7 protein-coding genes are annotated in these 13,619 nt (G+C 45.6%); 3 read left to right on the plus strand and 4 right to left on the minus strand.

Annotated elements, in window-relative coordinates:
* Positions 1-774 precede the first annotated feature (774 nt).
* From VFDL14_RS10435 to hemL, 4 genes are all read right to left on the minus strand, one after another.
* Entirely contained in the window at positions 775-4,164 is a 3,390-nt protein-coding gene (locus VFDL14_RS10435) for a response regulator (RefSeq protein ID WP_032551524.1), read from the minus strand.
* 218 nt (positions 4,165-4,382) lie between these two features.
* Entirely contained in the window at positions 4,383-5,405 is a 1,023-nt protein-coding gene (gene rsmC / locus VFDL14_RS10430; RefSeq protein WP_032551525.1) for a 16S rRNA (guanine(1207)-N(2))-methyltransferase RsmC, read from the minus strand.
* A gap of 91 nt (positions 5,406-5,496) precedes the next feature.
* Complete coding sequence (locus VFDL14_RS10425) at positions 5,497-6,582, minus strand: AI-2E family transporter (protein WP_032551526.1); 1,086 nt, start codon at positions 6,580-6,582, stop codon at positions 5,497-5,499.
* A 310-nt stretch (positions 6,583-6,892) separates the two neighbouring features.
* On the minus strand, positions 6,893-8,182 hold the full coding sequence (hemL, locus tag VFDL14_RS10415; RefSeq protein WP_032551529.1) for a glutamate-1-semialdehyde 2,1-aminomutase: 1,290 nt from the start codon (positions 8,180-8,182) through the stop codon (positions 6,893-6,895).
* A 297-nt stretch (positions 8,183-8,479) separates the two neighbouring features.
* On the opposite strand from hemL, the gene erpA reads away from it, so the two are divergent.
* From erpA to VFDL14_RS10400, 3 genes are all read left to right on the plus strand, one after another.
* Complete coding sequence (gene erpA, locus VFDL14_RS10410; RefSeq protein WP_032551754.1) at positions 8,480-8,821, plus strand: iron-sulfur cluster insertion protein ErpA; 342 nt, start codon at positions 8,480-8,482, stop codon at positions 8,819-8,821.
* A gap of 319 nt (positions 8,822-9,140) precedes the next feature.
* Positions 9,141-10,250 carry an efflux RND transporter periplasmic adaptor subunit gene (locus VFDL14_RS10405; RefSeq protein ID WP_032551530.1) on the plus strand — a complete coding sequence of 370 codons (1,110 nt, stop codon included), beginning with the start codon at positions 9,141-9,143 and terminating at the stop codon, positions 10,248-10,250.
* Between the two features lie 11 nt (positions 10,251-10,261).
* Positions 10,262-13,366, plus strand: coding sequence for an efflux RND transporter permease subunit (locus tag VFDL14_RS10400; protein ID WP_032551531.1), 3,105 nt, complete (start codon positions 10,262-10,264; stop codon positions 13,364-13,366).
* Positions 13,367-13,619 lie beyond the last annotated feature (253 nt).

Raw genomic sequence — 13,619 nt, forward strand, 5'->3', positions numbered from 1 at the left:
CTCTGTTCAAGGTCTACCTCTTTGTCATTGTTCCAAGAATCATCGCTGCTTCTATGAAGTGTTAAGAGTGGCCTGTAGACCTTTGGCACGAGTAAGAAAACACCTTATTCATGAATTAATCAAACTCGTTTCCCGTTAAAAACGTTAAAACTACAAAACGACACGTCATTAACGTCAAAAAATGTACTTTTGATTGATAAATGTACAATTGATACTTGGGTGATATGAGTCGCAGTTAATAGCGCACAGAGAATTATTGTAAGTGGTTACTTACTTTTTGGGCTATTAAATTTGGTTGTTTGTTGCCTTTTCTCATATTTGTAGATCTCCATCACTTCGCCAAATGACGTTAAATTTCCACAAAAAATTAAATCTGCCGTTCTGTTGTGACTCGCTTCTCAAAGTCCAACAAATAGTCAAACCAACGCCTAGTAATGTGTCAGTAACGAAGAAAAGAGCCCGATAATTAGCCTGTTTATTTCGTTTATATAACGTGATTTTGAGCTTGTTTTATATCTTTAAATAAGTGCTTTGTGAAGTCATTTAAGCGCTATAGAAGTGATAGGTGCCTAGTTTATTAAAGCCTCTTAAATCGGCTATTGTGAATGGCCTTGAGCGCACAATATGAGGATAGAACGATTCCCAAGGGAATTAGGGAATTTAGGACTTGGATAAATGAATTCAGGTTGATGAGAAGGCGTAGATGCTGAGGCATTAAAAAGCCCGCTGGTGGCAGCGGGCTAGGGTATAGTAAAGCAAATAGTAGGCACTAGCCTAACTAGTGAGGAGCTTTTGTAGTTTATCTCTGAGCATTTCAATGTGAGTCCTTTCCGGTGTTTGCTCCTTACAATGCTCAAGAATAAATTCAAGAGAGCTCAGTACGGTGCGCCAGCGAGGCGTCTTAGGCAGAGTTTCTACACGTAAGTACTTATCTAGTGTTCGAGTTTGCAAGGTACTTCTATCGAGATAGACACGCCATAAGCCACTCTTTTCAGCGAAGGCAAACTTAGTCTCTCCTGTGACCGACTCCCAATAAACAAGGGCGTTGGTCATGGCTTCAACAAGCACCTCTCGCATTAACTCTTGTTTATTCTTACCTTCACCAGCGGCCTTGTCAGCAAGGCGAGTGAATTCGCCGCCTAGCTCTTTCAGCTGTTGTAGCTTGTCTTTGTCCCCTTCAAAGGCATAACTCGACAGCGCTTCTACGGCCGTTTCTAAGTTGTTGATACGATTTGAGTTTACTGCACCGCCAACGTTGAAAATGTACATAGTGTCTAATCCAGAGCCTTCAGGTAGTTTGAGAATATCACTTGAAACTCGTTGGCGAGTATCACTGATGTAGACATCAATCTCGCCACAGTAGTGTGCTTGGTCTACGCGTAAATACTTCGGTGCAATGATTTCATCAGCCATAGAACGCTTGAGTTGTTCTTGGCTGCGTCTAAATAGCTTAGCGGCTGCTTCGTTGGCAAAGCGAATGCGTTGATCATCGCGAATGCAGATAATTGCTTCAGGCGCTGATTCTAATTGCTCAAGCAGACGACCTTGGGTTTCAAGCAGGTTGGCTTCTACCATTGCTCTATGCTTCAACTCTTGCTGCAGCTGGTCGTTCTCGATGCGTCGCTGCTCTGCCTTACTTGCTGATAGGTGCGCTGTGATTCGGGCTGCTAGCTCTTGCTTATTGAACGGCTTAGACAGGTAATCGTTGGCTCCAACCTCAAAGCCTCGAACTCGGTCTTCAGGTTGGTTTAGCGCGGTCAGCATAATGATTGGTAATTGTGCGTGGTCATACTGCTTTCTTAGTGTTTCACACACTTGGTAGCCGCTCATACCGGGCATCATGATGTCGAGCAGTAGCAGCTCTGGTTTCTCTTTTTCAATTAATTCAATGGTCTCAGGGCCATCGCAAGCCGTGCGGACGCGATAACCCTCGAGCTTCAAGAAGCTATCAAGTACACGTAGGTTAACCGGTTCGTCATCGGCAATCACAAGTAGCGGGCCATCTGGGGCTTCGTGAATATCACTATTATCTTGCTGGCCGCTCTCTAGTACCTCTGGCGCTTGGAAGTGCGAGTAATTGCTAGACTCGTTGTAATGCTCAAGCTCTTCCGGTGTTGCTAATGGTAGCGTGAAACTGAACGTCGTTCCCACCATTGGTTGACTGCTGACGTAGAGTGAGCCACCCATTAATTCAATCAATTGACGGCTGATCGATAATCCAAGCCCTGCGCCCTGTCGGTAGGAACTTGCATCTTGCCCTGCTTGAATAAGTGGTTCAAAAATATGCTCTAAATGCTCTGCTGGGATGCCTTGGCCAGTATCGACCACTTGTACTCGGATATTGTCGTCAATTACGCTCGCAGAAATGACGATCTTGCCTTCAGAGGTGTATTTAATGGCATTGCCTACCAAGTTATACATTACCTGCTCTAGGCGTTGCGGGTCGGATGATACAAGACCTAAATCCGCTGGAACTTGGTTGATGATACGAATCGGTTTACTGCCAAGCAGGTGGTGCGATAGCTCAAGCACCAAACTGGTCGCTGCAGATAGGTCAACCGCTGACTTTTTGATGTCTAAGCTGCCATAACGCATTTTGTGATAATCCAACAAGTCATCAACCAGAGTTGCGAGGCGCTGGCCACTGTTGATGATGATATCCAGTTGGTATTTTTGATTTGCTGGAATAGGACCATTCGCGCCAGAGATCAATGCCTCAGCAATACCTACCATGCCGTGCAAAGGAGTACGCAACTCATGCGAGGTCGTGGCTAGGAATTCATCTTTGAGCTTGTTGGCGAGTTGCAACTCTTCATTCTGTTTTTGGATGGTCTTGAGGTTATCTTCAAGCTCTTCATTTTGCGACTTGATAAGCCCCATCTTTTCACGAATGGAGCGCTGCATACGCTCAAAGCTGACTGCCAGGCGTCCTATTTCATCTTTTCGCTCGGTATTGATCATCGCTTCATCGAGATCGCCTGCCGATACCTTCTCAGCAGCCCAAGTGAGCTTAAGCAGCGGTGAAGTAATGAAGTTGGATAGGTAATGAGATGCGACAAATACCAGCACTATTGCCGTCAGCATTACGATCACGAAGATTTTTTCCAGTTGGTGGATTCGAGCAAAGGCTTCTTTTTCTGGTAGTTCAACTACCAGCGCCCAGTTTGCGTAATCCAACTCGATAGGTGCGTATGCGGCAATGATCGCTTGATCTGAACTGTTGTTAAAGGTGCCAACCGCAGTTTCACCAGCTAATGCTTTATCAATGACTTCGAGACTGAGGTCGATGGCTTGCTGACTGTGCGCCAAGCTTCTTGGAAGGTGATCGCTACCAACGAGTAGGGTCTGCATGTTCGAGCTCTTATTGAGATCCGCAATCAGCTTGGTGATGCCATTGATTGGTAGTCTGAACATCGCGTAGCTATGTAGGTAGCCCTGTTGAACAATCGGTGCGCCTAGCCATGCGCTCTGTTTGCCGTTTTCATCGAGAAAGTCAGAGACGATTACTGGGGTGTAGTCTTCATTGGTCTTGCGCTTTTCTGTTACATCTTTCGCTAGCTTCTGGAACGTCAAGCCAAGGTTTGAGTCTTTGTATTTACCAGTGAGTAGGTTAGTGCCGTAGTTGTCTTGTTTAAACACCGAGTAGGCGACGTTACCGTTGATATCAACCAGAAGGATATCGTCAAAATCGGCACGTTTAATCAGTTCTAGATAGGCGTTGTGGTAGCGCTTGTGAAGTAGGCGATAACGCTCACTGCCAACGTAGCTGCTCGACTCTGGCAAAATTGACGTTTTTACCTCGTTGCCAGAACCTTGAATATAACGTTGTTGAGCATTGCTGCGTGCTTCTTCGATGTCTAGGCCGAGACGTTGAAAGGCATTGATAAGGCCATAAAAACGTCCGCCACTGGCGATAGCCAACTCTGAACGAACAAAGCCAATCACTTGAGATTCTTGAGCTTGCAGGTAATCAATGATCTGTTGCTGCTTGGTATCACGCACAGACACCAAGTGAGAAGTACTCTGCTCTTGCAGATCTTGGCTATGAGACTGAAGGAAAAAGACAGCAATAAGAGTAACAGGAGTCAGACTTAACACGAGAAACGCTAGCATGAGCGTACTTTGAAGGCGCTTAAACTTCTGCTTTCGATAGAATCTAAACATAAATTAGGTACTACTTTCCTTGAATGTACTTCTGAAAATGTTTGAAATTTGAGTACAAAGAATAGATTGAGTGGTTTCTAATTTAACGAAATTAACGAGTTTTTTTACTTTGACAAGTAAGTGCTATTTAAAGCGTGTGCAGTCGCGCAAATTTATTAAATTTTGCTAGCAATATGAGCAAAAAGTGCAGGGATTGTCCTGCACTTTGTAGGGGGAGGTTATTTCGATGCGTGATAGATAGCGAATTTTGTGGTCTTATTTAGAGTCGCGCATTTACCAAAAGCTTGCTCAATAATTGGTGGATATTTGAGGAAGCTGTTAGCCACAATAATCATTTCACCTTGAGCGTTCAGGTAGCTCGGAGCATCTGCCAATAGGGTCTCCGTCGCACTGTAGCTAGTGTCTAGACCTGAGTGGAAAGGTGGGTTGCTGATGATGAAACGGTAATCTTTTGATGTATCTGAGTAGACATCGGAAGCGAATACTTTACCCGTCAGTCCATTAGCTGCCAGTGTCGCTTTAGTTGATTCCACGGCAAAGGCGCTAATGTCGCACATCTCTAGCTCGATCTCAGGGTTACGTGAAGCCATCACAGCACCAAGCACACCAGCACCACAACCAAAATCGAGCACCTTACCGTTTAGGCTTGGTAGCGTATCGAGCAGTAATTTACTGCCGATATCAAACTCACCGTGGCTGAATACACCAGGCAGACTCTTAACTGTAAGTGACTGCTCACCAATGTTCACCGAATAGGTTTTAAACCACTCTTGAAGATTGAACGCTGGAGCTTGCTCTAGGCATTGGCCCCAATAGAAAGAACAGCGACGCGCTGAGTCATATTTAACAACATTACCGTAAGGCTTAAACATCTTCTCGATGCTCTTCACACCAGAGCGGTTTTCACCAACAACCACAATCTCAGTATCTTTACCCAGTTTCGCCATCAACATCGCGAGCAAGAATTCCGCTTCCGCTTTGGCTTTTGGCCAATAAAGTAGAACGAGATCTGCTTGAGTCTCTTCGGTGAACTCGGCGCCATAGAAACGTTGAATGGTATTGCAGTTCTCTAGCTGACGGTAGTAGCTGTAGTTAGAGGTAAATACCGATACCGACTCACAGTGGTTAGCTAACTCAACAGGAAATAGGTCTTCAGCCTCACCTGCAACCAGAACATGTTTGCCTTCAAAGTAGGCGAGTTGGCGTTGAGCAATTTGGCTTGGGGCGATATAGGCAGACATAGGGACTCTCTGTTGAATCGTTAGCAAAAAATAGGGGCGGATTTTCGCATAATCCGCCCCAAGCTTGAAGTTTTAATCGTCGCTAAGCCGATTATGTGTTGTCCTGCTGGTTAAGGAAGTCTTTAAACTCTTCATCGTAGATGTTGAACAGTACGATGGTAATTGCAAAGATCAGTGGGCCATAGATCAGACCGATGAGGCCAAACAGTTGAATACCACCTAATAGCGAGAAGAAGATCATCAAGGTATTCATACCTGCGCTACCTTGCATCAGGAGTGGGCGGAGCAGGTTATCAATCGAGCCAACCACCGCGACGCAGTAAACCGTGAGGAAGATAGCCCACGTAGTATCACCGGTTAGGAATAAGTAGACGGCTGCGGGAACCCAAATCAGTGCTGTACCAACGACCGGAATGAATGAAGCAAAGCCCATCATGGTGCCCCAGAAAAGCCCTGGGAAGCCTGCGATCCACATACCTAAACCACCAGCAAAACCTTGTGCAATTGCGGTTAAGAATGAGCCCATAACAGCGGATTTAGATACTTGTTCGATCTCTGCCAGTAGCTTGTCTTCTTGGCTACGAGACAGAGGTAATATATGACGAACTACACTGATGATCTTGTCATGATCGCGCAGCAGGAAGAACAGCACGAACAGCATCAAGAAGAAGTCCATTAGGAAGTTGGTCGCATCACCTAAGATCTTGGCACTGATCCCAACCAATTTGGAGCCAAAGCTAGTAGCAAATTCACCGACTTTCTGCGCAATTGCTTGTGGTTCAATGTTATCAAACGGCAGGTAGTCATTAATGAAGGCGAGCGCTTTAACCACCAAAGGATGTTCAAACAGGGTTTGGATACCACCGTGCGTGACCCATTTATAAGTGTTTTGCGAGAACAGTGAGCCTTGCTGAACAATCGCAGCAAAGACGGCGAGCAAAGGGATCACAATGATGAATGTGAGAATAATGCACGAGAGCAAAGAGACCAGATTGGCTTTGTTAGGAAGTTTTTTCTCAAGCCATTCATGGATCGGAAACATCAATAGCGAGATGATGAACGCCATCACGATCGAGTTGACGTAAGGTTCAATCAATAAATAACAGGCATACGCCGCCGCAAGTAGGGCAACAATAATCACCCAATGACTTGAGTTAATTTTGATCTTTTCTGACACGGTAGTGGTCTCTATGTTTGCGAACTCAGTTTATAATGGCTGCAAAACAGAGAGTTAGCAATGAGGAGTTTTCATTATGGGGTGTTGTAATAACGACAAAAAATGCCAAGAGAATGAGCAGCAAGCTAAAAAAGAGATCCCGTGGTTTCGAATGTTGCTGGGCACTTTAATGCTACTGGTGTTTTTATTCTGGGAGCGCTAATTGGAAGTCGCAAAGAGGTGAGAACTATTTTGTGATTCTTGGTTTGCTCTAAAAAGAAAAGGCTGCACAAAGCAGCCTTTATAAACAATGTGTTAAAGCTAAATAGCCTTATTCTGCAGCAAGAATTGCAAAACAGCGGTCAGCAGCTTCTAGTGTTGCGTCAATCTCTTTTGAACCGTGAGCTAGTGATGTGAAGCTTGCTTCGAATGCTGAAGGAGCTAGGTAAACACCGTGGTCCAGCATTAGGTGGAAGAAGCGCTTGAAGCGTTCTACATCACACTTAGTTACATCTTCGTAGCAAGTCACCGTTTCTTGTTCAGTAAAGAAGAAACCAAACATACCGCCAACTTGGTGAACAAGTAGTGGAATACCGTGTTTGTCTGCAAGCTGCTTGAAGCCATCAGCCAGTTGCTTAGTTTTTGCCGCTAGTCGCTTCTCGTTACCTTCTTCACGTAGAAGGTTCAAACATGCGTAACCTGCCGCCATTGCCACTGGGTTACCTGATAGAGTACCTGCTTGGTATACTGGACCTGTTGGTGCGATGTATTGCATCACTTCTTTACGACCACCAAAAGCACCTACTGGCATACCGCCACCAATCACTTTACCAAGACACGTTAGGTCTGGCTTGATGTTGTAGTAAGCTTGCGCACAGCCTTCAGCAACACGGAAACCTGTCATTACTTCATCAAAGATCAGTAGTGCGCCTTCTTGGTCACAGATTTCACGTAGACCTTCGTGGAAGCCTTCTACTGGTGGGATACAGTTCATGTTGCCCGCTACAGGTTCAACGATGATACAAGCGATCTCACCTTTGTTTGCTTCAAACAGCTCACGTACTGAATCTAGGTTGTTGAATGTCGCTGTTAGCGTGTGTTTTGCGAAGTCTGCTGGTACGCCAGGAGAGCTTGGTTGACCAAGAGTCAGAGCGCCAGAACCTGCTTTTACAAGTAGGCTGTCTGCGTGGCCGTGGTAGCAGCCTTCAAACTTAAGAATTTTGTCACGACCAGTAAAGCCACGAGCAAGGCGAATTGCGCTCATCGTTGCTTCAGTACCTGAGCTAACCATACGTAGTTGTTCCATTGAAGGAACCATCTCAGATACAAGCTCAGCCATTTTGATTTCAGTTTCCGTTGGAGCACCGAAACTAAGACCACGTTGAGCCGCTTCGATAACTGCATCACGGATAACAGCGTGGTTGTGACCAAGGATCATTGGACCCCAAGAACCAACGTAGTCGATATATGCTTTACCATCAGCATCAAAAATTAGCGGGCCATCAGCGCGCTCGATGAAGATTGGAGAACCACCTACACCGTTGAATGCACGTACAGGAGAGTTAACGCCACCCGGAATAGTTTGCTGTGCTTTTTCGTACAGCTCTGCTGATTTGGTCATTGATATATCCTCTTTTGACTGTCGGGACCAATTGGCTCGCATTGTACCTATCCATAAACCAACTAGGAATGGTTTCGCTGAGATAATCGCCCGAATCTGGTGGTTTTGAGGGGTTAAGCGGCTAATTTATTTTTATTTGATGAGTTTTTAGCAGGAAAAACGGCGATCAGATGGTGAATACTTGAACGTTTCAGTCAGGTATTGGATAATCACCGGAATAGAAAAATATATTCAACAACTATGATCTCGAACTCGATTTGTATCATGTTGTTTTTGACACAGGTAAGAGAGGTTGTCGTGAGCGAAGCAAATATCCCATTGTCTTTTTCTGATGCAGCAGCTACCCGCGTACAAACGCTGATTGCTGAAGAAGAAAACCCAGATCTAAAACTGCGTGTATACATTACAGGTGGTGGTTGTAGCGGTTTCCAATACGGCTTCACATTTGATGAAAAAGTAAATGATGGTGACATGACTATTGAAAATAGTGGTGTAACGCTAGTGGTTGACCCAATGAGCCTTCAGTACCTGATTGGCGGCGTTGTGGATTACACAGAAGGCCTGGAGGGCGCACGCTTCTTTGTAAACAACCCAAATGCAACAACAACTTGTGGTTGTGGTGCATCGTTCAGCGTGTAAAAGCTGACAAAAACGTATTGTTATATAGAAACGCTGAACTTAGGTTCGGCGTTTTTTTTGTATTTTTATCTTAGTGCTTGGCACATTTACCAATGAATTCTGAGAGGGAGGATTCTCGGATTTTAGGCTAAGTTTCTGTCTTTAAAAGAATTAGCTTTGTTTTCTATTGAACGACATGTTGAATAAAGTGTCGGGCTCATCGAATTTTACCTTTTTTGGGTCTGTTATGGTTGAAGGTGTGTATCAGGAAGTTGCACATGCTGACGTGAGTTCAGTATCTCTCTCAATCATCAGGTTATGAATAGTAAAAGGACGTGTTATGCCTAGCCGCTTCGCCCGTATTGGGTTTTCCTCTTGGTCAAAGCAACCTTGGTTGGTATCCCTCTTCTTGGTGGTATTGTTATCCGTATGGTTGGGATTAGGCGTTGGGCAGGCTGAAGAGCAAACTTCCTCAGCGAGTACAGAAGTACCTCTCGCAAAAGTCTCCTTTCGAACCTTTGACGCCTTGCCTACTTACAAAGCTATTGATTTATATGGCAGAACAGCACCTGATCGACATGCGCGCTTAGGCGCAGAGATTGCTGGAAAAATCGTAACACTCAATATTGCGAAAGGTGATGTGGTCGAAGCAGGTCAAGCGATCGCGCAGATAGACAAAGCCGATTTAGGCATTCAATTAGAGCGAGCTTCAGCACTGTATCGCTTGAAGCAGAAAGAGTTTAAGGCTGCGCAGTCTTTGAAAAAGCGTGGCCTACAAGGTGAGATTGCTTATACCACCGCAGAAGCCGCACTGACAGAAGCAAAAGCTATGAAGAGTAATGCTGAATTGGCGCTGCGTAATACGGTGATTCGTTCTCCTTTCTCTGGCATCGTGCAGGAGTTACACGTTGAAGTCGGAGACTTCGTTGGGGTCGGCGATCCGGTTGCTGGTGTCATTGACCTCGATCCACTGGTGATTGAAGCGGATGTTAGTGAACGTCACATTCAACAACTGCAATTAGGCCAAGCGGCTAAGGTTCGTTTATTAGGTCATCAAAGTGTCGAAGGCAAGCTTCGTTACATCTCGCGTATATCGACAGCGTCGACTAATACATTCCCAATTGAGATTGAAATCCCAAACCCGCAGCGCAGTTTGCCAGCAGGCGTCAGTGCAGAGGTTTCTCTGAATCTAGAAAGCCAGCAAGCGATCAAAGTGACGCCTGCGATGTTGGCTTTAGATGAAGCTGGCAACCTTGGTGTGAAAACTTTAGTGCCATCTGGTGATGGGAAGGTCGTAAAGTTTGTTCCGATTCAGTTAGTGAAAGCAGAACAAGATGGAGTTTGGCTTGCTGGACTTGGTGAGACAGTGGATATCATCACCGTTGGACAAGGTTTTGTGCGCGATGGTGATAACGTGATTGCCACAGAGCAACCAACAGCGGCGAACTAGGAGAGAACATCATGTATTCATTGATTGATGCTGCGATGTCTCGCTCGCGAACCATGTTGTCATTGCTGCTGTTTATTTTGGTCGCGGGCATCGGCACCTATATTACGATTCCGAAGGAGTCGAGCCCGGACATTACTATTCCAATCATCTATGTGTCTGTTGGCCACCAAGGTATTTCCCCAACAGATGCCGAGCGCTTATTGGTTCGACCTATAGAGCAAGAGCTGCGCTCGATTGAGGGTGTAAAAGAGATGACTGCAACAGCCTCCGAGGGCCACGCCTCGGTGGTGTTGGAATTCAACGTCGGGGTTGATCTCACCAAGGCAATGGCAGACGTGCGAGATGCGGTCGATCTTGCCAAGCCTAAGTTGCCAGAAGACAGTGATGAACCAACCGTTAATGAAGTGACTTTAGCCTCCGAGCAACCAGTGCTTTCCGTGGTTTTATATGGCACGGTTCCCGAGCGCACTATCGTTCAAATTGCTCGTGAACTGGGAGACAAACTAGAAAGTTATCGCCAGATACTCGAAGTGGATATCGCCGGCGACAGAGAAGACATCGTCGAAATCATTGTCGATCCCTTACTCATGGAAAGCTACAGCTTAGATCAAGCCGATATCTATAATCTGATCGCACTGAATAACCGCGTTGTAGCGGCTGGATTTGTAGATACCGGTTATGGTCGATTCTCGATCAAAGTCCCTTCCGTTTTTAACTCTTTGAAAGATGTGCTTGAGCTGCCAATCAAAGTTGATGGTAAACAGGTGGTGACCTTTGGCGATGTTGCCACGGTAAGGCGTGCCTTTCGCGATCCTGAAAGCTTTGCCCGCTTAGATGGTAAATCTGCCGTAGTATTAGATATTAAAAAGCGTGCTGGCGAGAATATCATTGAGACGGTAGAACTGGTTAAAGCTGTCGTTGGTGTTGCTCAGCAAAGAGCAGAGTGGCCAAATAATTTATTGGTTAAGTTCACTTGGGATGAGTCAAAAGACGTTAAGATCATGCTTAATGATCTGCAAAACAACATTCTCTCCGCCATTATCTTAGTGGTGATCGTGATCATCGCGATCCTAGGTGTTCGTACTGCGTTATTGGTCGGTATATCTATCCCCGGATCGTTCTTAACTGGGTTACTGGTGTTATCGGTGTTTGGTTTAACGGTCAATATCGTGGTGTTGTTCTCGTTGATCATGGCCGTCGGTTTGCTGGTGGATGGTGCGATTGTTGTCACCGAGTTTGCTGATAGAAGGATGCAAGAGGGCGAAGCAAGGAAAACCGCTTATCAAGCGGCAGCGAAGCGCATGGCGTGGCCAATCACAGCATCGACCGCGACGACTTTAGCGGCATTTGCCCCATTGCTGTTCTGGCCAGATGTCACTGGTGAGTTCATGAAGTACTTGCCCCTAACCTTGATTGCGACCTTGTTTGCTTCTCTGTTGATGGCACTGTTGTTTGTTCCTGTGTTGGGAGGGCTGATTGGTAAACCGCAGTATGTCTCTGCTTCTAATCAATCTCGAATGGTGGCTCTACATAATGGAGACTTCTCACAAGCGACGGGTATTACCAAACTCTATTACCACACCCTCTCTATAGCGATTCAACATCCACTCAAAATCTTGTTGAGTGCGATATTGCTCTCGATCGCGGTTGGTTTCTCTTATGCCAAAGCTGGGCTTGGGGCGGAGTTTTTCCCCGAGGTTGATCCGCCGTTTTTCAACGTTAAAGTGCGATCGCATGGTGATCTCTCGATTCAAGAAAAAGACGTCATCATGAGAGATATTGAGCAGATGATGCTCGGCCATGAAGAATTCGACAGTGTTTATACGCGCACAGGGGGAGATGATCAGATTGGTCTTATTTCGATTACGCCTGTCGATTGGCAGTATCGTCGCAGTGTTAAAGCAATCATTGAAGAGCTAAAAGTTCAAACTGACCAATACCCAGGTGTCGAAATCGAGTTTAAGTTTCCGGATGCTGGTCCTCCGGTAGAGAATGACTTGGTGATTGAGCTCTCGGCCAAAACGCCAGAGCAGTTAAATCAAGCTGCTAAAATGGTTCGGTCGTGGGCAGATGCCAGTCCAGCTCTGACCAACATCAGCGACACTAGCAGTAAAGATGGTATTGATTGGAAAGTGGATATCAGGCGTGACGATGCAGCACGCTTTTCTGCCGATGCCACTCTTGTCGGAAATACGGTTCAATTTGTGACCAACGGGCTAAAGATCGGGGACTACTTACCCGATGACTCTTCTGAAGAGGTCGATATCTTAGTTCGTTATCCAAACGATAAGAGAGATATTGGCCGTTTTGACCAGCTAAGAGTTAAAACGCCTGCAGGTCTGGTCCCTATCACCAATTTCGCTCAGATTGTGCCGGACCATAAGCAAGACACCATTAAGCGCCTAGATGGTAAACGCGTGGTAAACGTGTTGGCCGATATGAAAGAAGGGTTCAATCTTGCGCTAGAGCTACCTAAGATTGAACAAGCGCTAAGCGAGTTGGGCTTACCCAATGGTGTTGAGTTTCGTATTCGTGGCCAGAACGAAGAGCAAGAGAACTCATCAGCATTTTTACAAAGTGCGTTCATGGTCGCGTTGGCGGCAATGGCCTTGATTCTGATCACTCAGTTCAACAGTTTTTATCAAGCCTTCCTTATCCTCAGTGCGGTGCTGTTCTCGACCGTGGGTGTGTTTATGGGATTACTGATATTCCAGCGTCCTTTTGGAGTGGTGATGTCCGGCATCGGGGTAATCGCATTAGCAGGTATTGTGGTGAATAATAATATCGTACTGATTGATACCTACAATCAGCTGGTCAAGCGGGGTTTAGACAAGCGAGATGCGATTTTAAGAACCGGTGTCCAACGTCTAAGGCCAGTAATGCTAACAACAGTGACAACCATTTTGGGCTTGATGCCGATGGTGCTTGAGATGAACATCGACTTAATCAATCAGAAGATCGAATTCGGCGCACCGAGTACCCAGTGGTGGTCGCAATTGGCAACTGCCATTGCTGGTGGTTTGGCGTTTGCGACGGTTTTAACCTTGGTGCTTACACCTTGTTTGTTGATGCTAGGTAGAGATAAAAACAAACAGAGTACAAGCGCGGATGAATAATACCAATCACAGTAAATAAGTGATCAAAAATAGCGCAGGAAAAAGGCTTGAGAACAAGGCAGCTTTTCTGCAACAAAGAGTTTCGATAAGTAGTTATTCTACAATCAAAAATTATAACGCAGTTATCGAGCATTTTAACAAGCTAGGGTGAGCAATTATTTACTACGATTGGTATAAGCTCAACAGTAAAAGCTAGGTACGATAGATAAAACAAAGGGCACCTCAGAGTGCCCTTTGTCGTTTATGTTGTTTT

The organism is Vibrio fortis (assembly GCF_000695685.1).
Classification (GTDB): Bacteria; Pseudomonadota; Gammaproteobacteria; order Enterobacterales; family Vibrionaceae; genus Vibrio; species Vibrio fortis_A.

Excerpts from the sequence above, each read along its gene's own strand:
- VFDL14_RS10435 (WP_032551524.1), bottom strand. The coding sequence starts at position 4,164 with ATGTTTAGATTCTATCGAAAGCAGAAGTTTAAGCGCCTTCAAAGTACG.
- rsmC (WP_032551525.1), bottom strand. The coding sequence starts at position 5,405 with ATGTCTGCCTATATCGCCCCAAGCCAAATTGCTCAACGCCAACTCGCC.
- hemL (WP_032551529.1), bottom strand. The coding sequence starts at position 8,182 with ATGACCAAATCAGCAGAGCTGTACGAAAAAGCACAGCAAACTATTCCG.
- VFDL14_RS10405 (WP_032551530.1), top strand. The coding sequence starts at position 9,141 with ATGCCTAGCCGCTTCGCCCGTATTGGGTTTTCCTCTTGGTCAAAGCAA.
- VFDL14_RS10400 (WP_032551531.1), top strand. The coding sequence starts at position 10,262 with ATGTATTCATTGATTGATGCTGCGATGTCTCGCTCGCGAACCATGTTG.